Annotated in this window: 16 protein-coding genes and 1 pseudogene; 12 read left to right on the top strand and 5 right to left on the bottom strand. The window is 54.3% G+C overall.

Translation table 11 applies throughout. The features are described from left to right. Positions 1–8 precede the first annotated feature (8 nt). The 6 genes from Fuma_RS07135 to Fuma_RS07110 all read left to right on the top strand — a co-directional run bounded on the left by Fuma_RS07135 (position 9) and on the right by Fuma_RS07110 (position 7,829). Positions 9–230, top strand: coding sequence for a hypothetical protein (locus Fuma_RS07135; RefSeq protein WP_145944025.1), 222 nt, complete (start codon positions 9–11; stop codon positions 228–230). After that, positions 231–1,514 (top strand): M14 family zinc carboxypeptidase, encoded by a 1,284-nt coding sequence (locus tag Fuma_RS07130; RefSeq protein ID WP_077023518.1) that lies wholly within the window; start codon positions 231–233, stop codon positions 1,512–1,514. 68 nt (positions 1,515–1,582) lie between these two features. Next, positions 1,583–3,853 carry an FAD-dependent oxidoreductase gene (locus Fuma_RS07125; RefSeq protein ID WP_077023517.1) on the top strand — a complete coding sequence of 757 codons (2,271 nt, stop codon included), beginning with the start codon at positions 1,583–1,585 and terminating at the stop codon, positions 3,851–3,853. Positions 3,854–4,057: 204 nt separating this feature from the next. Continuing rightward, the gene (locus Fuma_RS07120) at positions 4,058–5,779 is read left to right on the top strand and encodes a right-handed parallel beta-helix repeat-containing protein (RefSeq protein ID WP_158520885.1); all 1,722 of its coding nucleotides are present in this window, start codon (positions 4,058–4,060) and stop codon (positions 5,777–5,779) included. A 788-nt stretch (positions 5,780–6,567) separates the two neighbouring features. Next, positions 6,568–7,494, top strand: a complete 927-nt coding sequence (locus Fuma_RS07115; protein ID WP_077023515.1) for a polysaccharide deacetylase family protein — start codon at positions 6,568–6,570, stop codon at positions 7,492–7,494. An 80-nt stretch (positions 7,495–7,574) separates the two neighbouring features. Further along, positions 7,575–7,829 (top strand): hypothetical protein, encoded by a 255-nt coding sequence (locus Fuma_RS07110; RefSeq protein WP_077023514.1) that lies wholly within the window; start codon positions 7,575–7,577, stop codon positions 7,827–7,829. A gap of 385 nt (positions 7,830–8,214) precedes the next feature. Here the strand turns inward: Fuma_RS07110 and Fuma_RS07100 are convergent, their stop codons facing one another. Next, positions 8,215–9,750, bottom strand: coding sequence for a Ppx/GppA phosphatase family protein (locus Fuma_RS07100; RefSeq protein ID WP_077023512.1), 1,536 nt, complete (start codon positions 9,748–9,750; stop codon positions 8,215–8,217). Positions 9,751–10,147: 397 nt separating this feature from the next. Here Fuma_RS07100 and Fuma_RS07095 point away from each other — a divergent pair, with 397 nt between their 5' ends. Then, positions 10,148–10,882 (top strand): hypothetical protein, encoded by a 735-nt coding sequence (locus Fuma_RS07095; RefSeq protein ID WP_077023511.1) that lies wholly within the window; start codon positions 10,148–10,150, stop codon positions 10,880–10,882. Positions 10,883–10,941: 59 nt separating this feature from the next. Then, positions 10,942–12,114, top strand: coding sequence for an App1 family protein (locus tag Fuma_RS07090; RefSeq protein WP_145944024.1), 1,173 nt, complete (start codon positions 10,942–10,944; stop codon positions 12,112–12,114). A 180-nt stretch (positions 12,115–12,294) separates the two neighbouring features. Here the strand turns inward: Fuma_RS07090 and Fuma_RS07085 are convergent. Beyond that, positions 12,295–13,038: pseudogene (locus tag Fuma_RS07085) on the bottom strand (DUF3891 family protein). A 1,013-nt stretch (positions 13,039–14,051) separates the two neighbouring features. Between Fuma_RS07085 and Fuma_RS36785 the strand changes: the two are divergent. Then, complete coding sequence (locus tag Fuma_RS36785; protein ID WP_077023508.1) at positions 14,052–14,369, top strand: DUF3253 domain-containing protein; 318 nt, start codon at positions 14,052–14,054, stop codon at positions 14,367–14,369. Next, on the top strand, positions 14,356–15,396 hold the full coding sequence (locus Fuma_RS07075) for an SDR family NAD(P)-dependent oxidoreductase (RefSeq protein WP_077023507.1): 1,041 nt from the start codon (positions 14,356–14,358) through the stop codon (positions 15,394–15,396). Before Fuma_RS36785 ends, Fuma_RS07075 begins: the two co-directional genes overlap by 14 nt. 247 nt (positions 15,397–15,643) lie before the next feature. Here Fuma_RS07075 and Fuma_RS07070 read toward each other — a convergent pair whose 3' ends face one another. The 3 genes from Fuma_RS07070 to Fuma_RS07055 form a co-directional block, all read right to left on the bottom strand. Further along, positions 15,644–16,027 carry a hypothetical protein gene (locus Fuma_RS07070; protein ID WP_077023506.1) on the bottom strand — a complete coding sequence of 128 codons (384 nt, stop codon included), beginning with the start codon at positions 16,025–16,027 and terminating at the stop codon, positions 15,644–15,646. 367 nt (positions 16,028–16,394) lie between these two features. Next, a complete protein-coding gene (locus Fuma_RS07060; protein WP_145944022.1) occupies positions 16,395–16,940 on the bottom strand; it encodes a hypothetical protein in 546 nt (181 codons plus the stop codon). A gap of 568 nt (positions 16,941–17,508) precedes the next feature. Continuing rightward, on the bottom strand, positions 17,509–18,291 hold the full coding sequence (locus Fuma_RS07055; RefSeq protein WP_145944021.1) for a hypothetical protein: 783 nt from the start codon (positions 18,289–18,291) through the stop codon (positions 17,509–17,511). 322 nt (positions 18,292–18,613) lie between these two features. On the opposite strand from Fuma_RS07055, the gene Fuma_RS07050 reads away from it, so the two are divergent. After that, positions 18,614–19,786: an ISAs1 family transposase gene (locus Fuma_RS07050; protein ID WP_077022421.1), complete on the top strand. Its 1,173-nt coding sequence runs from the start codon at positions 18,614–18,616 to the stop codon at positions 19,784–19,786. A gap of 232 nt (positions 19,787–20,018) precedes the next feature. Continuing rightward, positions 20,019–20,498, top strand: coding sequence for a VOC family protein (locus Fuma_RS07045; protein WP_077023502.1), 480 nt, complete (start codon positions 20,019–20,021; stop codon positions 20,496–20,498). The last annotated feature ends 80 nt before the right edge of the window (positions 20,499–20,578 follow it).

The following is a 20,578-nucleotide window of genomic DNA, read 5'->3' as shown; positions in this document are numbered from 1 at the left end:
GCTACGCATTGAAGTACATCAAGAACACCATGGGGGCAAAGGTGGGGCACCACGACGTCCGCATTATGTGGCTCGAAAATGGGGGAGAAGATCCCGAAGCACCACCGCTGCCCCAAGCCGGTCAACGCGTCAAAATTCCTGAACGATACAACAAGAACACGACGTTGGATTCGACGGTCGTCGCCGGTCACAACGAATTCGACTTCGATCTGGATTCGGACGAATCGTAAGTGCTAGTTGGCAATCTGTCTGGCAGCGAAAAAATGGTCCGTCGCAATCGAAGCTACTTCCAACTGGTCGAGGTCGACTTTATGAAATCTACAGCACTGTTCACGGTCGGAATGCTTGCAATCGTTCTGACTGGCAACGTGGTTCAAGCGGCCGATCCGCCCATAGTCACAATCCGCTCGGATTTTCCCGGTGGAAATATCGTCGTCATTTCGAACGATGGTGAAGCAATTGAAATGAAGCCAGATCTGCGCGGTGGGCGTGATTGGTTTTATTGGTACTTCGAAGCCGTTGCGAAGGAACCAGGCGAGATGATTTTTTCATTCCCCGAGAAGACTGCTGGATTCAAAAACGGTGCCGTTGGATTTCAAGGGCCGGCAATCAGCAAAGACGATGGCACCACATGGACGTGGATGGGAAATGAGACAGCAGTCATTCGTGGGCGGTCATTCAGCTACAAGTTTTCTGAACCTGGCCAGAAGGTTCGATTCTCGTCGTCGATACCCTACGTACAGAAAGACTTTGAAAAGTTTGTCGCAACTCATTCTGGTAATCCGCACTTTGCAACCAGCGTGTTGACTGAAAGTGCCCATGGTCGAAACGTCGAGCTGGTGCAAATTGGAACTCCGGGCCCGGATAAGAAAGCCGTGTTGTTCACGGGCCGGCACCATGCCGGGGAATCCATCGCAAGCTACCTACTGGAAGGCGTCATGGAATCTGCAGTCTCGGACAATCCCGTCGGCAAAGAATTTCGTCGCGACTACGTGTTGTACGTCGTTCCATTTGTTGACAAGGATGGCGTCGAAGAAGGTGATCAGGGCAAAGGGCGAAGACCTCACGATCACAACCGCGACTATGGTCCTGAAGCGGCGTTCCCGGAAGTGAAGGCCATTATGAACCTGGCGAACGAGAAGAACATCCGAGCGTCACTGGACTTCCACTGTCCAACTCTTGTCATGGACATTCATCAGTTGATGTATTTTGCCGGCACTTCAGATGTCCCATCTCACAACCTCGCCACAGTGAAGCAGTTCGCGGCAAACATCAAAGCAGAACTCCCCGACGGTGCACCCAGCGGACCGTTGGTCTGGCTGAAACCGGACAGCGCCACAAAGAGGACTATGAACAGTAGCCATTTTGCTCATCGCCCGGGAATCCTGATGGCGGCAACACTGGAAACGCCGTTCGCTCCACGCGGAACGAAGATGGAAGTGAACGACATTCGGTCGTACGGGACTGCCGTTCTGAAAGCGTGGAACAAAATGAAGTTTGTCGACAGCGAATAGCGCGCTCGCCATCTTTGGCGGTGAGCATTCCCGTTCGGTTTTACGGCATAGAACAATTGAGAGATCCCATGAGAATCGCACAGGCCCTTGTGATTGGGCTGTTGTTTTGGCACGGCAAAACCAAAGCCGAATCATTGTTCATCGAAGCAGAAAGCTTTGAACAACGCGGTGGCTGGAAGCTCGATACACAATTCATCCGCGAAATGGGTTCGCCATACTTGCTCGCTCATGGTCTGGGCAAACCGGTGGCCGACGCAACGATGAAGGTCCAACTGCCGGCGCCAGGCACATACCGCGTCTATGCACGCACGAAAGACTGGGTCGCTCGCTGGAACGCGCCGGGAACACCTGGCCGGTTCCAGATTCTGGTCAATGATGAGGCGGCACCCAGGACCTTCGGAACCGAGGGGGACGATTGGCATTGGCAGGACGGCGGAACGATCGACGTCGAATCAACCATCGCGACGATAAGACTACGCGACCTGACCGGCTTCGATGGCCGCTGCGACGCAATCTACTTAACAACTGGTGATGAAGTCCCACCCAACGATGACCAGATTCTGCCCGCATGGCGCAGACGGTTGCTGGGCCTGCAGGAAAAACCGACGATCAAAGACGGCTATGATCTGGTCGTCGTTGGTGGCGGCTATTCAGGTATGGGAGCTGCAATTTCAGCCGCCAGAATGGGTTGTAAGGTGGCTCTGATTCAGGATCGCCCGGTCCTGGGCGGGAACGGTTCCAGCGAAGTTCGAGTTTGGGCGCAGGGGCATATTCGTCGAGGGAAATACCCGAGGATTGGAGAGATCATCGAAGAGTTTGCTGACAGCGCCCGCAAGTCACCTGGTACTTATGAAGAATTCGGCGATGCTTTGAAAGAGAACCTTGTTCGGTCGGAAGCAAACATCGACCTGTTCTTGAATCACCATGTTTATGATGTTGATGTGGACGAAGTTCACATTTCCGCTGTTCATGCATTTGATACTCGCACCAGCGAACACAAGAAATTCTCCGGACGACTTTATTCTGATTGCACCGGACACGGCACCGTCGGTTTTCTTGCGGGAGCCAACTGGCGAATGCAGGACAAGGGGCGAATGGGGATGAGCAACATGTGGGCGTGGGACGAAGGCGCTCAGCCTGTCAATTATCCCGCGACACCGTGGGCTCTGGATCTTGATATGCAGGACTTTCCATATCCTCATGGGCATCACGGCCAGTGGTTTTGGGAAAGTGGTTTTGACCAGGATCCGGTCAACGATGCGGAGGGAATTCGTGACTGGAACCTGCGGGCTGTGTACGGTGCCTTCAACGCGATGAAGAACCGACGGGGAGCTGAAAAGCATTCGAACGCCTTCCTCACATGGATTGCCTACATTGGTGGTCCTCGAGAAAGTCGCCTGCTCACGGGAGACGTCATTCTACAGCATCAGGATGTCGTGACAAAAAAACAGTTTCCAGATGGCTGCGTCCCCAGCACGTGGTCGGTCGACCTCCACTACCCCAAAAAGCAATACGCAAAGAAGTTCCCCGACAACCCATTCATCTCGATCGCCGTCCACGGAGAAGGAGTCGATCGCACGTATGGCTACCCACTGCCGTACCGATGTTTCTACTCCAAAAACATCAACAATCTGTTTATGGCCGGGCGCTGCATTAGCGTGACTCACGAAGCACTGGGGACGACGCGAGTCATGAAGACGTGCGGCATGATGGGCGAAGTCGTCGGCAAGGCCAGCAGCGTTTGCATTCAAAAGGGCTGCTATCCTCGCGACGTTTATCTGCACTACTGGAATAATTTGGATTCGCTGCTGAAACTGCCGGGCAAGGCACGTCGTGATACACCGGATTCGCAAATCACGATTCCTCAGGATTCAATGGCCAGCGCTGGGCCGTTTGGAATTGCTACAGGCGTTGACCCGAAAAGCCTGGAAGGAATTGTTGTCGACGACAGGCAGGCGGTGACACAGGGCGACTGGTTTGGCGAGCAACCGAAACGCGGCCACATTGCTTTTGGTTATCAAAAAGCCGCGAGTGACAGCGGAGCAACCTGTACCTTTAAACTTCGTGTTCCGAGTACGGGGCTGTTTGAAGTTCGTATCGCGTACATCCGCAATTCGAATTTCGGAAGCCGCGTGCCGGTCGACGTGATCGCGCCCGGAGTCCAGCAGACAACTCACGTGGACATGACGACTAAAGCTCCCTTGAAGCACAACTTCCTTCCATTGGGGCAGTACCAACTAAAAGCTGATGACTCCTTGGTTGTAAAAATCGGCACCGCGAATGCGGGTGGGTTTTCCATCGTCGATGCCGTTCAGTTGGTGGCGGTGGATACCGAATAATCGGGCGGATAAGTGACAAACGCTGACACTTTGAGATCCATTGAGTCCAGCACCGCCGTACGCTCGCCACAGGTCGTGAGTCCCTGGCGGTCCATCATTTCAGAACTGTGCTACGTTATGAAATTCATTTACTGCTCGTTGTTCGTTCTTGCACTTGCCTCACACGTGATCGCTGCAGACAAGGCTCCTCGAAAGTTGGATTGGATGCCTGCTGAGGCTGTCAACGATGCATCGCGAACAGCCGGAGGTGATTATTTCGTTCCCGAAATAGTGATTACCGAGACGCCCCGGACAACAGCAGACGCCGAAAAGTTCCAACGCGTGTATGTGCTTGAGCTCGAACGGTTCAACATTCACACCGACAACTCGCACGCTGTCGAAACATCAAATGGAATCAATCAGGCACTGCAACATGCTAAAACGTTGAACGCAAATCGAATCGTATTTCCGAAAGGGATCTATCAAATCAGCGAGCTCGATCCTGTCGTGATTGACCACAGGCAGACCATCATCGACCTGAACGGCGCAACGTTGCAACTTCGCTCAAATGGGCTTGCAAAGTATTCGGTCATCGAAATTGTCGACGGGGCCGAAGATGTTCGGCTTACCAACGGCCACATTCGCGGCGACAAGGACACTCACGACTTTTCGACCGGACGCGGACACGAATGGGGACATGGACTTGTTCTTCATGGCGGTCAAGGGGTTGAAGTCGATCACCTGACCGTTTCCCATGTCACAGGAGACGGAGTGAGCACTCGAAACAGCGGGGCAAGAACGCGTCCGGAACTGCTGGAGAAGATCAAATACTCCGTCTACCCCAGGCATCTTGAGCAGGGAGCTTTTGATTCGGCCGGTGCAAAGGTCGACAGTTCAAAAAAGATGCGGAGTATCGAACCATTCGACCTTACGTCCTGCGGTGGTCAGTTTGAATTCGGATACTCGACGGGCTACCTGGGATATCCCTTCATCAAAGGACGACTTTATCAGGCACACTTCTACGATGCGAAAATGAAGTTCATCGAAATGCAGAAGTGCCTGCAATTCAGGAAGGTCACCATCCCGGATAATGCACAGTTCGTTCATCTGGAATTTAATCAACCCGCCGTTTCCCAAACCCCGGCTCACGCTGGAGCCGCACGTGGCACATTCGTTGGGCGCATCACAAACTTTCGGCCGCCGTGCGATGTCCACTTCCACCATAATACGCTTTTCGAAAACCGCCGCCTCGGACTGGGATTCTGCGGCGGAAATCGATGGCTGATTGAAGACAACCTTTTCGAACGAAACGGCGGCACGGCTCCCGCCTACGGAATTGACTTCGAAGACGGATGGGAACTCATGCAGGACGTTGTCGTTCGAAATAATCGCTTCAAGGACAACGTTGCCGGTGACCTGGTCATCTGCGCCGGAAGCGAATTGCTGATTGAGGACAATGTCTTCGAAGGAAATGTCATTGTTCACGGACGTCCGCACAATTATACGTTTCGAAACAACTCGTACACCGGCGGGTTGGTGCGATACACCACGCGAACCGGCGTGGCAAGCATTCACAACAACACCTACAAAAACTGTTCTCTGTCAATTCTGTTCGACGACAAAGCAGTCGCCGACGGCCTGAATCGTTCGGACGGAGAACAGGTGGCAACACCCCCGCTGATGCTCAACGGAGAACACCTGCAAAACGTGTCAAAGGTCACCGGGACCTACTTCAAGTTCACCGACGCCACATTGGACAACGTCCACTTTGTCGCAGGTCAGGAGACACGCCTGATTGACATCAAGAACTCCCGAATCGAAAACAGCTCAATCCAGTATGAACCAAACGGCCCACCTGTGATCGTCGAGATCAAAAACACTCTGGGAGCGATTTCCGAACACGGGGCCGGTCTGAAACGCAAGCGGAATACACTTCTTCCCGAATGATGGCGATTTGCAGGTGTGTCTGCCGCTTGTAAGAAATGGAGTGCCATTCATCTAAGGCCGGGTTACACGCGTTCGACATCGGGGCCAACCTTGCAGCGTGCATCAGTACGATTTTATCGCTTCGGTAACGGAGCGGACTTGAAGTTGAGGCTCAATAGCTTCGTTGGCCAACAAACGACGCTGAGCAGCGATCGAAACGCATCGCCGGAAAGAGCCCTCGCTCTTAACTCCAACGCCCCCCCAGCGAAAATTCGCTCCCGCCAGCGTGAAACGTGCAGCAGTAGAGCGATAAACGGCCCTATACGTTTGCAGCTACGGCAAATTAAGTTTGCGTACACAGGCAGCATGGCGAAAGACGGCGGTGAGAACGTGTGCCTACTGGCTGGGCAGTGAGTGGCCTGAGACGGTTGCAGCGGCGCAGGTGCGTTTCAATCGGTTGTGGTTCTCGGATCCGTCACCGTTGACGCGGCGTCCCTGCTAACCTTTCCAAGAGACCGGTCTAAGACCATAGCAGCAGCGCGTCTATTCAACTGTGGCGAAATACGGCACCTCATCAGGCATGTGGTATCGTTGGCGGTCCGCATGCGACGGTTGCTATGTGGCTGCGTCGCTTATTCGCCTTCCAACAAATGTGTTCTCGTCTGTCATCGCCGCATCGTGGCGTGACACCGACTGATTTGTGACTATCATTTCCGCCCGCTCAAGTTGTTCTGTTACTTCAAGGCGACGCTAACTTGCCAGCCACTCGTCTGGACTTCGCCAGGCCGCATTCGATCGGAAACGCAAACATGCACAGGTCAATCTTTTTTGCCGCACTCAGCATGGCGGCACTGCCGTGCTCATTAGCAGCTCAGGAACGATTTCTAATCGTCCACGCAGACGACGCTGGAATGTCGCATTCGGTGAACGTGGCGACCATTGAGGGACTCGAATCCGGCATCGTTTCGTCGGCCAGTATCATGGTGCCGTGCCCGTGGTTTTCTGAGTTTGCAGAGTACACTCGGGAGCATCCTGAATTCGATTACGGCATCCATCTGACGCTGAATTCTGAATGGAAGCACTACCGTTGGGGCCCCGTCGCGCCGCGGCAAGAAGTTCCCAGTCTTGTCGATAAAGATGGGTATCTCTGGGACAACGTCGGACAGGTCGCCGCAAATGTTCGTGCTGACGAAGTCGAGAAAGAGCTTCGCGCCCAGATCGACCGAGCGAAGGCCTTTGGCGTGCCAATCTCTCATCTCGACACACACATGGGAGCTCTTGTGAGCCGCCCGGATCTGGTTGAAGTTTATGCCAGGCTGGCCATCGATTACGAACTTCCGATCTTGTTTTTGCGCAGTCTTGATGACGCCACGGCAGCGAAATTCCCTGCGATCAAAGAAGCAGCCGCTGGTGTGGTGAAGGCTCTGGATGAGAAAAACCTTCCTGTTCTGGACGGCTTGGCGCAATTTTACGGCGGCGATACTCACGAGCAGCGTAAGCAGAACTACTACGACACGATTCGCAAATTGAAGCCCGGAGTTTCCGAACTCATCATTCACTGCGGGATCGAGAACGAGGAACTGAAGGCCATCACGAATAGTGCGGCACGTCGTGACGGCGACCGCCGAATCTTTACCTCAGAAGAGACACGGCAGTTACTGAAAGATGAGAACATTACGCTGCTGACGTGGAAGCAGTTTCACCAGCAAGTTCGCGGACGGAAAGCTGAGGAATAGACAACTCTGCGAGTCGGCTTCACACGCCTCAATCGCCACGCGTGTTGCCACAACGAACAGGTGCAGGAACAGTCTCAGCGATGGTCGCCGCCACACCGGAACGTCTCACGGCGGTCACCAGGCTCGCGGCTATACAGTTGCTGGCATCCGGCTGGGGAACTTTGGGGGGAAAGCTTTGCACCACTGCTAAGATCCTGAAGCATCCAACTCAAGCGGCAACATTTTCGTGCGTGACCTTCGGGGCTGGATTTCTTCTGCTGATCAATGGCCTGTTGCTGGAACTATCTTATCCACGCCAATTCGGATTGTTTCACGCCTTCGGAACAAAGCGTTAGCCGACGAAGTCCTTTACTTGGCGATCGTGGATGAGGTGAAGCCGTTCGTAGCAAGAGACGCCGCGCGCTGGCACGTCGAAAAGAATATAGCTGAGCTCAGGCTTTCCCCCGGATACCGCCAGCCAATCAGAGCCGAAACCTCAATCAGCAATCGGAGCATACCTCAACCTTGGGAGATTCCGCACGCGGAGTACAGAGGCACGGCTTTCAGCAAATCGATCGTCCGCTATTTGTGTGGCGGTGAGCTGATGAAATCGCTCAAGCAAAAAAAAGGCGTCGAAGTCGTTGGCTCATGAGTCCCCTGTCTCATGTTGAATTTAGCCGTTCACAGCGTTGCGGATGACAATAGCCGATCGTGTTGCGAAGGCCTCACTGTCGGGGCCTGTCAGACGACTTCAAGTTTCACCTCCATGCCCAATTCGTTACCGAACTGTCGGATACGTTCGTCGGGGCGTTCGCCGCACAGGTCGGAGATCGCCTCTGGAATTGAGAGCACGACTCGCCCGCTGCCGTCTTTGTCAATCGACAATCGCGGAATGACTCCTGGCATCGTCCCTGAAAACAGATACAAAACGCGGAACATCGCTGCCAGCACTCGCGCTTTCTTCTGCACAGAGCTGGAGGCCAGGGTGGCGATTGCCGGGGCCGCTACCTTCGTCCCGAGGCCGGAATAGCGATGGTAATTCGCCATCGCCAGGTAAGCTCGCCCTTCGTGACTGATACCAACGAACCCTGCATTCGCGATGATTCCTATGTACTGCTGAGCTCGAAAATCCGGGTGAGCTCGCCAGGCGATGTCTGCCAAATAACACGACGCCGTACGGTGCCGCCAGTCGTCTTCTGTTTCGTCGATTCCGAGAGCAACGAAGGCCTTTTCTGTCCAGTCCGCAAGTTCCTGACAGTGGTCAGGATTCCGCGCGCGGAGAGTTGATAGATCGCGACATGCCACCAGCAGGGAATCTCGATTCTGTTCTTCATCAGAAATCATCGAATACACGACGCCTTCACGAAGCCCCAGTGACGACATGACCACTCGATCAGCCTTTAACGCCCGCAGCGTTTCACGCATCACCACAGCTCCAATCGGCAACAGGTCCCGTCTATTCTTCGAAACGGCATCCACTCCTTTCATGTCGGACAGATCACTGGTGTAGATCGTCTTGCAAAAATCCATCATCTCCCGAGCAGACACCTGGTAGTCGTGTACCAGTGGCAGTTGGTGGTCGTGGTTGGCGATGTGCAGCTTGGCCAGCGACCTCCACGTTCCGCCGACCGCATAGAAGTTTCTCTCGATGCCTGGCCAGTTCAGCGAAACCTCTTTCAGTTTCGCCCGGGCAATACTTTTTGCCTTCGCGAGTGATCCGCCCGACAGTTCGGTCAACCTAAGACCGCCCAGAGGTAGCGTGATGCCTTCACCGATGTCCTTATCAACCGTAACCAGTTCCAGTGAACCGCCGCCGATATCTCCGGCGATTCCGGAAGGCTTGTGAAAGCCACATTGAATTCCCATCCCCGAATAGCGTGCTTCCATGGCCCCCGTCAAAACTTCCACGTGACAACCAAAAATTCGCTCAACGTTCTCGATGAACTCAGCGCCGTTTTCTGCATCTCGCACCGCAGCCGTGGCGATCACTTGCGTCCTGCACACATTCAGTTGCTCGCCAAGTGCACGAAACCGTCTCAGAACCGCATAGGCTCGCTCCACGCCGCTCTCGTTCAATCGCCCACTTTCGACCATGCCGCGACCGAGACCACACAGCACCTTCTCGTTAAACAGCACCGATGGCGAGCGTGTCAGTCCCTCATAGATCACCTGACGGACAGAGTTTGAACCAATGTCGATCACAGCAATCGGTACGAGTGATTGAAGCCGTCCCTGGCCAAGTTCAAATTGAAAAACCGTTTTCGAAGCGTCGTGCATTTGTAAAGTTGCGAATGGTGAGACGGCAGGATGTACTTAAAACTTAATGTATCACAGGGGAGCCGCTGATGGCGTGGTCTTGTTGCTGTTTGAAAAACAAGGGTTCTCTGAATGGGAAATCTTCTACCACGAGCAGCCTGGAGCCTCACAGCCCGGGGCGAACTGTCCCCGCGAAATGAGCAGGTTATCGTACGCTTAGACGGTCGGGAAGTGGCGCGTGTGAACGAGGCAATTTGCTAGCTCCCACTGACAGTCGTGTCGAGTGCCGGTATAGTGGTACGCCCTGTGTCGGGCGTGTTGGTCCAGCGGGTTCAGCTGCCTTCGCCGCAAGAATGCTTGCGTTTCTGGTGAGCCGATTGGTTTGGTTTGGCTCGCCCTTTATCTGTGAAGTTCGATTATGTCCGACGTAAACGCCGCTGCCGATAAACGGAACAAGGATGACAATTGGCTACTGTACCATTGGATCACTGCGGGAATCGTTTCCGCGTCGGAACGGTTCATTCCGATCCCATTCGTCGACGATGTTGTCCGCGATCGGTGTCGCCGACGGATCGTTTCGAAGACGCTGGTGGCTCACGGTCAGGGAGAACGGCTTGCGGAATTCGGAGCGTACTACGGTAACGAAAGCAGCGGATGTTTGACGGGGCTTCTCACCTCAGCAGGCAAAGTCCCGCTAAAGCTGTTACTGTTTCCAGTGCGGAAATTTGTCGCCATCGTCACGTCTGTCCGAGGCGTGCCGCTCGAGGTAACTCGGTCGGTGCTTCTGGGCAGAACGCTTCATCGAATTCTGGCGAAGGGCGAAAGTCCCGGTGCTTCACAGGTAGCGGAGATGAGGTCAGCATTCGAGCAGGCGTTTGCTCGCATCGACCTTCGCACAGTCCGTGCCGTCATCAGCGATGCTCTGAGACGCGTTTCATCGTGGAAGAGCGCGGCGATAGGATCCGCCCGCGAAATGGCAAGGGGCGACGACGCTCCTGGCGATGACATCGTCGCTGCGAGTCAGGTTCAGGCAGGTGCGACCGAAGTCCAGTCCGCGTTGCAGCAGCCGGAAATTCTGAATCTGTTTAGCGAATTCGATGACCGATTTGACCTTGCCCTGAGCGAGCTCCGTAACCGTCCGTCGACGGTCTGAATGTTTGAATCGATCTCGCCGCAACCGACGCAGCGTATTCATAACCGGAAAGTTTGAACTTGTCCTCTCGAAGCACATGGCGTGAAGAACTAAAGCAGGCGCTTACCGAAGTCGTGTCCTGCGCAGACGACTTCGTCGACATCCGCTGGCGATCGTTGCGACACCGCTTCGGTTGGGACGGCATTCCGAAAATTCAGCCGTACATCGGGTACGCGGACAGCACGACCGTGCGGCTTCACGGGCGAGTGCTGACGAATCCACCCGCCGAGCTGCCAGGCGAAAACGATAGGTGGTGGCAGAATCTGGCCAACACGTATCAGCGATTTGAAAGTGACGAGGTTCCGGACTGTGAAGTGGAGATCCGTTTGGGCGAGATCACGCATCGCACCGTTACTGACGCGGAAGGCTATTTCTTTGTTGAAGAGCCGCATGAGTTTACTGACACGTCGCGCGGACTATGGTCGAAGGCCACGATTCAGATTGTCAATCATCCGCGAGTCTCCTCAGATGCATCATTGGTCACATGTCGAGTGATGACGCCACCGCGAAACGCGAAGTTCGGCGTGATCAGCGATGTCGATGATACGATTCTGTATACAGGAGTCACGCGGCTGCTTACGATGGCGAAGCTGACGTTTCTGGGGAATTCTCGCACCAGACTGCCACTCGCCGGCGCGGCATCGCTGTATCACGCTTTGCAGGGAACCGAGAAGCCTGAAAATTCTGAAAGTCTGAATCCGATATTTTACGTCTCCAGTTCGCCATGGAATCTGTTCGATCTACTGGAAGACTTTCTGGAACTGAACCGCATTCCGCTGGGACCGCTACTACTGCGAGACTTGGGATTCGACACCAACAAGTTTCTGGCCGAAGGGCACGATCATAAACTCGACAAGGCCAGAAACATTCTGAACCAATACCCTGACCTGCCGTTTCTGTTGTTCGGTGATTCGGGCGAAGATGACGCTCGTCTGTACGCCACGGCGGCAGAAGAATTCGGCGAGCAGATCACTGCGATCTTTATTCGAGACGTCGATCCGGACGTTATCAGCGACAGGGACGAATCGGTTGGGGCCAGTATTAAACGGGCGGAGGCTGCAGGTGTTCCGATGCACCTGATACGCGACAGCATTGAAGCCGCAGAAATCCTGCACAGTATGCAACTTCTGGATGCGGCCGACGTTGCTATGGTGCGATCCGCTACCGCCGTTGACCTGAAGCGAGGAGCCTAGCTGGACAGCGCCATATTGGTGCGAATGGTAACCCGAAGCGTAAGCGAGGGATCGAGTTGCGACGAATCCCTCGCTTACGCACCGGGTTACTTAAAACACGGCCCAATGACCAAACGTGGCGCTGTCCAGCTAGATTCAAGTTAACGTTCTTTCAATGGATTGAAGGCAGCCCTGAGGGATTTAGTCGGACTGACGAAACGCCCACTTCCTGTACTCGGGCTTGCACGCGTCCAGAGCGTCACCGAGTTCGCGATCGTTTTCGAAAGAAAGCTGTTGTAACTTAAACACCTCAACGCCCACTTCAAAACTGTCGGTTGAGAATGGCCACGGGGCGATACAAAGTGATTTGTCTTCACGCTGCCAAATTTCGTAGCGATCGTTGTACAACGAATTGATTTCCAATCGCCGTTCCATCGCGGGCACCTTCCCCTGGCACAAAATCAGCGAGCAGCGATCGCACCACTTCATCACATCATACGCGTGCTTTAGCTTTGCCTTCGTCGTTGCGAGCTGCCGGGAAACTGATTTTCGCTTTGACTGTTCCGACTCTAACAATTCCGCGAGTTCGATGCAGACGTCCTGATCAGAGTACAAAAAATCCGCATGCATCGATTCCAAAAGGCCAATCCAGCGGTGCTTGCGGTAGGCATTCCTAAGTCGATCACGAACTTCCTCAAAACGTTGTTGGTCTGACATCGACACCAGCGTGAAATCCCGTGGAGCCCCCAGCTCGGTGACGTACACCCTTCGATCGGTTCGCAGCTGGATCTTCTGATCGTCATGAGCGGTGATCGCCGCTTTCGTCTCGAACTAAAACTCACTCCGTAGTGATTCGTCAAAGTGTTCGGCAATTTTCCCAGCCAGAAGTCCGTGCGCAGGTTGAAAAACGATCTCCCAACCGCTTTCGACATTACTGACAATCATCGGGCGATTCCATCAGGTGTGAAGTGACTATTGCGATTGTAAACGACGTTCTGGTCCAGACGAGTAGGCCGACGGACTTCCTGAAAATCGCACGAAACCGCCGACCGCATTCGGCAGCACAATTACACCGTCAGACGTCTTAGTTCGAGGCAGCAACTGCGGTCGTTGCAGCTTTAGCACCGTCTTTGGAGCCGCTTCTGCGGCCCACTGTCAACGCCAAAGCGGCGTCGAACCAAGCAAGTCCGAATTTATCCACAGCAACTGCGGTTCCTGTGCGAATCGTTTTTTCTGCAGGGGCATTATGCTACCGAAAGTGATGCCGCGATTTTGCATCAGCATCTGCTGCGCCGTCTTCGAAAATGAGATTCAGCTCCCTTGAAGGCGGCTACCGGGACAGATTTTGCAGTGGCGGTTGCATTTGTTCGGCGTCGCTCACGAGGGGCAACCTGCGCTGCCTGACGCGTCGAGAAAATAATTCCCCGAGTTGCAACCGAAAATCAGGAAGCAGCCGTGGGGCACTCGCGCGAACAGCTGTTAGCGAACATACGGCGCTGTCGATGCGGCCAGGCACAAACCACACTGGTCGCTGGGCGACCACGCTGCGTCCGAAACCTCGTTGGCCGCTTGAGGAAGAGCGCCATGTGCGGAACGTCTGTGATTTGGTGTGCCTATCGCAGCGGATCCTCGCAATATGCACCGATCCGGACGTGACAGATCCAATCTTACTACTCCCGCTCGCGCAGCTCCCGGCGCAAGTTGCTGGCGTGGTACGGGTATTGCATTAGATCCGTCCGAAGCGAATTTCTGCCTGTGTAATGGACAGCACGGCACAAATTTGGAACGGACGTCATGTACAAGTTCCCCGCTCTGTGGCCGGGGCTTTCCATCGGATCCATCGGATCCATCGGATCCATCGGATCTATCGGATCTATCGGATCTATCGGATCCATAGGATCCATAGGATCAGCAGTGAGATCGTCGACCACCACAACGCCGGAGCACCTTAGACAGTTATGACGAACTCTCCCTCAATAGAAAATGAAGAAGCAGAAATCGCGACCGCTATTCTGAGTCTCTGCAAACAAAGAACGCCTGCGAAAACAGCCTGCCCATCTGAGGTTGCCCGGGCGCTGTATCCGGACGATTGGCGAGACCACATGAACGCTATTCGGAACGTTGCCACGAGGCTGGTAAGTGACGGCATCATCGAAACCACGCAACATGGCGTCGCTATGGACCCTGCCACAAGTCGAGGCCCGATTCGTCTACGGCTGGCGCATTCTGATTTGACAACAAGGCAACCAACGGAAAACGAACATGAGCACGCTTAAGAAACTCGCAATCGGAGGCAGCCTCGCCTTCGTTGGACTTCGACTCGCCCGCTACGCCATTCGGCAATCGCGTCGATTCGATTGGCAGGGCAAGCGTGTACTCATCACAGGAGCGTCCCGCGGCCTGGGGCTTGTGATTGCACGTCAGCTGGCTGACAAAGGTGCGCGGCTCGCGATCTGCGCACGATCCGCAGATGACCTTCGGGAAGCAAAGCGGCAACTGGAAGCTCAGGGGGCTGAAGTTCACACAGTGCCGTGCGACGTGCGCGACCGCTCGCAGGTTACTGAAGCCGTTAGGTCCATCGAAGCTGAACTCGGCGGGATCGACGTTTTGATCAATGTCGCGGGTATCATCGAGGTGGGACCATTCGACGCAATGACCAATGACGACTTCGAGGATTCCATGGCGACCAACTGTTGGGGCGCACTGAACACCATCAAGGAAGTACTGCCGGGGATGAAGGCACGCGGTTTCGGACGGATCACCAACATCGCCTCCATGGGCGGCAAAAGAGCTGTGCCGCACATGTTGCCGTACGCCGCCAGCAAGTTTGCGCTCGTCGGCTTGTCCAACGGCCTGCGGGCTGAGCTTCTACACGAAAACATATTTGTCACAACCGCCTGCCCGGGACTGATGCGAACTGGCAGCCCTCGCAACGCCAAGTTTAAGGGCCAGCATCGCTATGAGTACGCATGGTTCAGCATTGGAGATTCGCTTCCTCTGGTGTCAATGGATGTCGAGCAGGCGGCGGCTCAAATTATCCGAGGTTGCGAGGAGGGACGCGGAGAATTCGTCGTCACCAGTCCACTGAACATCGCGATTCACCTTCAATCGCTGTTTCCGGAACTCACACGAGACATCCTCGCATTGATGGCTACCGTGCTACCGAAGATGGGTGGTATCGGTCAGCAGGCGGCTCGCGGGTACGACAGCGAATCAGCCGCTGCACCATCGTTTCTGACGGAACTGAGTCAACGATCTGCGAGGGAAAACAATCAGTACGGGTACGAACCACCCGCAGCGTGAGTCTCGTAGATTGCGAATCGGCAGCCTCATTTTCTAGGACGGTTCATCCGATAATTGCACGGAGACCGCTTCAATGCTAACCCGGCTAAATTGATAAGCGTGGCCGGTCCACTGGTGGCGTCTGGCGCCAGCGAAAGGAGCCCGGCATTTCGCAGACGCCGGGCTCCTTTCATGAAATTTTCTTTCGACGCCAATACCAGGCAAGCAATGGAGACCTGTTCGGCCATCCGGTCTGCCAGTTGAGCTTCTATGCTGCGACGTGGTCAAATTCGAATTCGTGGATTGCCTGGGGAATGAAGTCGGCAATCCAGTCCAGGCTTGGAGGAACGGGTGCCCAGTCGGCACTCGCTTCGAATGCGAGCAGAATCGCGTCGTCGACAAGCAGGCTTAGCGTGACCGAGTCCGCCTTCATATTAGAGCCCAGACACTCCGAGGCCTGCTGTCGCAGCCAGTCTCTGATCGGATACAGCGATGCGGAAAACAGGCCGCAGTTGCGTTCGGTGATGCCCCGTTCGTACCAATCCTGCCGTATTTCAGGAAGTCGTGTGCACTCAACATCTGACAAAGATGCCGGATGAAAATTGGTGTCTCGGGAAAGTGTCTGGGGCAATGACAACGAGTTGCTGGGCATGGGAGCTCTTCCAAAATGCGGGGTGGGAGACTGCGGGTTTCTCAAGCCGAAACGTCCGTTTCGACTGATTTCGCCTTCAGCAATTCGCGCGCCGATGAAGATTGAAGATCACGAAGTACTTGGAGACGCGAGAATGGGCAGCGAGTTCACTTTTCCGAGGGACGGCGCATGTCAGAATGCTGGTCGGTCAGCGACTCGGCTGGCTGATGAGCGACCAATTAGCGCTCGGTTGCGAACGGCTTCCTCCCGCCTGGATAACGGCGGAGCAAAAGCGCCGAAGAATGTGGGCCAACTCAACTCATCGCCCCCAACAGACTGTTCACAACAAGTGGCGCCGATGCGACTGCTCAGCTAACCATCGACAACGCTAGTTGTCATCTTCGGTCGACCCCGCAGGAGTACTCACCTGCTCCATTCGACCGAGGATATTGACAATAAACCGCTCAGAATAGCCTGCGAGAAAGCACCAAATCAATAGTTTGCCGAGATCCTGCAGTGTCTTGGGACGCATGTTGCGGAATGCCATTGCGGTAACTCGCTCGCCCTCCAAGTCGGTAAAACTGGGAAACAGATTCGTCGTCAACAGCCCGCCTCCCCCTTCGCCGGAAAGGATTTGTGCCATGAAAAAACCATAAGCGATGATAGCCATCACGCCGCCGTATAGCAGTGGCATTAGCAGTCCATACCAGGATCGGAAGACTCGATCAAGCTGGCTCGCGTTTCCGCACTCGATACGCTTAATCAGTGCGATGCTTCCTCCAAGTATTCCGCCTGCGAACGCAAACCAGAAAGCCCCGATGTTCCAGACCGTCGCCGCGCCGATTAGAATGGTGATTGCTGCAATCAGAATAAGCTGCGCTAGAAAGACCCGTCCCATCAAGGTATGACGCACAGATTCGACGTCGTTTGGCATCGCATTCCCGCAGGCAATCACTTTGTTAAGAAGACCACATCAACTGAATAAATTGGAATTCAGGATGCCCAGCAAGTTTATAGCTCCACAGCTGACCATCCGCCACATTTCACTGACGATAACGCAGCTCTTACATGATCCAGGCGGCTGGCCGGACCAGTTGTCACAGTAACAGCGTTTGGTGTGCCTTGTTTGAAACCGTCCAGCAGAAATGAGCACCTGAATGCTGCTTCAGGCAAACGGATTGGATCGCTACGACGCACAAGGCCACGTCAAATTTGTCACTCGTTCAGCAATTGCCGGCTCAGTGCTACAGTGCATCCCCCAATGATGTCCGGTTTTCTTCTGCCGAAAAGGAGCGAAGGCTGACAACCGTGGGGTGTTGTCAGACAGGCGGCATGTCGTGCCGTGGAATTGGCGAAAGTTGAGCAAGGCTGAGCGGGACGAGTTGCGGTTGCGGAGTGGCAGATCGACTGGTGCGGCGTCGGTTCCAGGTGGTGTGGGAAGTGGCGTCAGCGATCGTCCACTTTAACAACCACAAGTCGGCGACTCGTCGTGCATCGCATCGTTATTCACCCTTTTTGATGGGTGTGGTGATATCGGTCTTCGTCGACCATCTCGCCTGAAACCGCTCGCGTGCGCGTGACTTGACGTCGTCTGACACATTGTAGCCTGAGATGGCATCTTCAATACTTGCATACGCAGAAAAGTGTTCAATCTGCGAGAGCGGAACCCAATCATACCTTGACGGTCCTTTGGTGGGTTCGACCAGGTATACGAGCATGCCGGTCTGGCCCACGGAAACCAACTTCGCATCGACCGTGAGATACGGAGTATGCCCTTTCCGGTGAACAATAACCGGATGTTTGTGAAATGTGTCCGTCAGCGAGGCAGTCTCTGCGTCAGCGAAACTATGTCCTGACAGGGTGGCGAAAAAAATGCCGACGATCGCAACACACTGAAACAGAAAGCGAGCCATGGTCTTTTCCTTTGCAAATGTCCTGAAGGATGACATCCGTGATCGACGGGCCGCTCCAAACGATAGCCCCTGACAATCGCGGCCGAAGCTCGCTACCGGTGCATTCTGATGTTGTTTTTTTGTCCACTCGCGAGCCGGTAGCTCATTGCCCGTCGGCGGTTCGAGACGTCCGTCAGGTGCTCCATAGCCCCAGTCATCCGGTCCTGCCGGCCGGTAATCATTGTGGTTCTTGAGGAATTCCGACAAATCGAATTCGCTGTTCAGGGCTTGGCGATGACCTTCACGGAATGGCATAACCTCGAACCAATACTCGCTAATCTCCGCAGCCATGCGCAGCTTTTCGAACATCTCGGGCGTTGATCGCAGAGCCATCTGCACTCGATTTTCGAAAACCTTTACTGCCACCAATTCGATGTCGGCTCCGACACCAATCACTCGCACACCGTCGTCAGAAACACATCGAACACCAATCGTAACCTTCTGGCGAGCCTGCCAGTTAAATGGACGGCTGGATCTAGGTTCTGCGACAATGATAATCGTAGGGTTGTTCGCTGTAGGCGATGTCGTGCCGCTTGGTTTCAGGTCCAGCCCTAGGGCCAGCGCGCACTTTGGGCAATTTAGGCTGGCGCGACAAGTGAGTATTGGTTAGTCTTTTCGTGTCGTAACATCGGACTTCACGAGGAGAGGACAAGAGATGTCGACAGTTGAACTGGCGGTCACCCAGGAGCTGACAGGAAACATTGTTCATTACTTTGATCAACTGAAAGACCCGCGTTCCAACATCAATCGTCTGCATCTGCTTGGTGATGTGATTGTGATCGCCATTTGCGGAGTGCTGGCCAACGCCGACGGCCCCAGTGCGATTGCGGAATGGGCGCGACTGAATGCCGATGGCCTGCAGAAACACCTGGCACTTCCGCATGGCATTCCGAAAAAAGATACGTACCGGCGCGTCCTTTCTCTCCTGAAGCCGAACGACTTTCAAGCGTGCTTCGTGCAATGGATTGAATCGCTGGAAGGACTTTCCGACGAACAGAAAGAAGGCTACAGAAAACAGATTGCGATTGATGGCAAAGCACTCCGTCGATCACATGACAAAAAGAATGGGCTGGGTGCGTTGTTCATCGTGAGTGCGTGGGCTTCTGATCAGGGGATTTCTCTGGGACAGGTGGCGACGGAAGAGAAGTCGAACGAGATCACCGCGATCCCGAAATTACTGAACGAAATCAATATCGATGAGGCGATCATTACGATTGACGCAGCGGGTTGTCAAAAAAACATTGCGCAGCAGATCGTGTCTGGCAATGCAGACTATGTGTTAGCCCTGAAAGGCAACCAACCGAAACTCTATGAGGTCGTGCAGAAGTTTTTTCTCGATCACCTGGAGGATGACTTCGCTCGCTGTCCCGTCAGTCGCTATGAAGAAACAGAGAAGGGACACGGTCGGCAGGAACAGAGAATCTACTATCAGGCGACCGTGCCTGTCGATTTTGACGTGGGCCACAAATGGGCCGGACTCAAGACCATCGGAACGGCGATCCGAATGTACGAGCAGGACGGCATTCATCATTCTGACGTTCGCTACTACATCAGCAGTCTGCGTCGCAAAGGCGAGCTGTTCGCAACAACGGTTCGTGGTCACTGGGCCATAGAAAACACGCTGCACTGGAGTCTCGACATGACCTACCGCGAGGATGAGAGTCGAGTCCGAAACCGAATCTTCGCGAACAATTTGTCATGGCTCAGACGACTCACACTCAGCCTCATCAAGAAACATCCTGGCAAACAAAGCAACGTCATGAAAAGAAGAATGGCCGGATGGAACATTGACTATTTGATGCAAATCCTTACCGGCAAAACAACTTAGTATGCGCTGGCCCTGGGGGAGCATGCCATCCGCATCAGGCAGTTCCTCGATGCGGGGTAAGGTCGCCCGTGTGTTGCTCGAGGGAAAGCAGTCCCTGTTTGTGCTGCTATTTGTTGGGCATTGCAAATCGCATTGGTTGCGTTCTTGAGAGACGCGAGTAACTTTTGCGAGTCAGCGCTTGCTTGAGCGCGAAGTCTAGACTCACCCCCATTGGCGGTCCGCCGAGACACAGATGCAGAATTCTCCACCAATCACTGGCGTGTCAGAAGTCGTACTTAGCGTTGCGAACTTGCCGGCAATGCGAGACTTCTACATGCGAGTCATGGGGTTTTCGCTCCATAGTGAGTTGTCGATGGAGGCTGCCGTCGCGGACCCAGACGGCGAGCCAACGATCACTTTCCTCACGATTTGCGAAACGGACACGCCTCTTGGTCGGGGAGGCCATCCGCAACTTTTGGCTCTGATCGACTACCGGCGTCATGTTCATGCCAAAAAGCGTTTGGTTGGGCACGACGTCACTCAATCTACGTTGAATCATCTGGCGTTTGAGATTCCGCCAGAGAGTTTCGACCATCACACGAAACGACTGGACGAACTGGGGATCGATGTGTCTGTCTCAGAATTCCCGACGATGAACGCCCGTGCGATGTTTTTTAAGGATCCGGAAGGCAACGTATTAGAGCTAATCTGCCATCATTCGATGGAGCCTTAGCGTTCTGGGAATCACCTGCTTATGCCGCGACCTTTGGCATTATCCCGGAATAGAATTTCCATGCAAAATACCCCAGCGAT

The sequence above is a fragment of the Fuerstiella marisgermanici genome (genome assembly GCF_001983935.1).
Lineage (GTDB): Bacteria > Planctomycetota > Planctomycetia > Planctomycetales > Planctomycetaceae > Fuerstiella > Fuerstiella marisgermanici.
Note: the sequence above shows the minus strand (reverse complement) of the source record. Positions and strands in the feature narration are given on the sequence as shown.

Bases quoted from the DNA above. Each gene is read 5' to 3' on its own strand.
- Fuma_RS07100 (WP_077023512.1), bottom strand. From the start codon at position 9,750: ATGCACGACGCTTCGAAAACGGTTTTTCAATTTGAACTTGGCCAGGGA.
- Fuma_RS07050 (WP_077022421.1), top strand. From the start codon at position 18,614: ATGTCGACAGTTGAACTGGCGGTCACCCAGGAGCTGACAGGAAACATT.
- Fuma_RS07095 (WP_077023511.1), top strand. From the start codon at position 10,148: ATGTCCGACGTAAACGCCGCTGCCGATAAACGGAACAAGGATGACAAT.
- Fuma_RS07060 (WP_145944022.1), bottom strand. From the start codon at position 16,940: ATGCCAAACGACGTCGAATCTGTGCGTCATACCTTGATGGGACGGGTC.
- Fuma_RS07120 (WP_158520885.1), top strand. From the start codon at position 4,058: ATGCCTGCTGAGGCTGTCAACGATGCATCGCGAACAGCCGGAGGTGAT.
- Fuma_RS07075 (WP_077023507.1), top strand. From the start codon at position 14,356: ATGAGCACGCTTAAGAAACTCGCAATCGGAGGCAGCCTCGCCTTCGTT.
- Fuma_RS36785 (WP_077023508.1), top strand. From the start codon at position 14,052: ATGACGAACTCTCCCTCAATAGAAAATGAAGAAGCAGAAATCGCGACC.
- Fuma_RS07110 (WP_077023514.1), top strand. From the start codon at position 7,575: ATGGTCGCCGCCACACCGGAACGTCTCACGGCGGTCACCAGGCTCGCG.
- Fuma_RS07125 (WP_077023517.1), top strand. From the start codon at position 1,583: ATGAGAATCGCACAGGCCCTTGTGATTGGGCTGTTGTTTTGGCACGGC.
- Fuma_RS07115 (WP_077023515.1), top strand. From the start codon at position 6,568: ATGCACAGGTCAATCTTTTTTGCCGCACTCAGCATGGCGGCACTGCCG.
- Fuma_RS07045 (WP_077023502.1), top strand. From the start codon at position 20,019: ATGCAGAATTCTCCACCAATCACTGGCGTGTCAGAAGTCGTACTTAGC.
- Fuma_RS07070 (WP_077023506.1), bottom strand. From the start codon at position 16,027: ATGCCCAGCAACTCGTTGTCATTGCCCCAGACACTTTCCCGAGACACC.
- Fuma_RS07055 (WP_145944021.1), bottom strand. From the start codon at position 18,291: ATGGCTCTGCGATCAACGCCCGAGATGTTCGAAAAGCTGCGCATGGCT.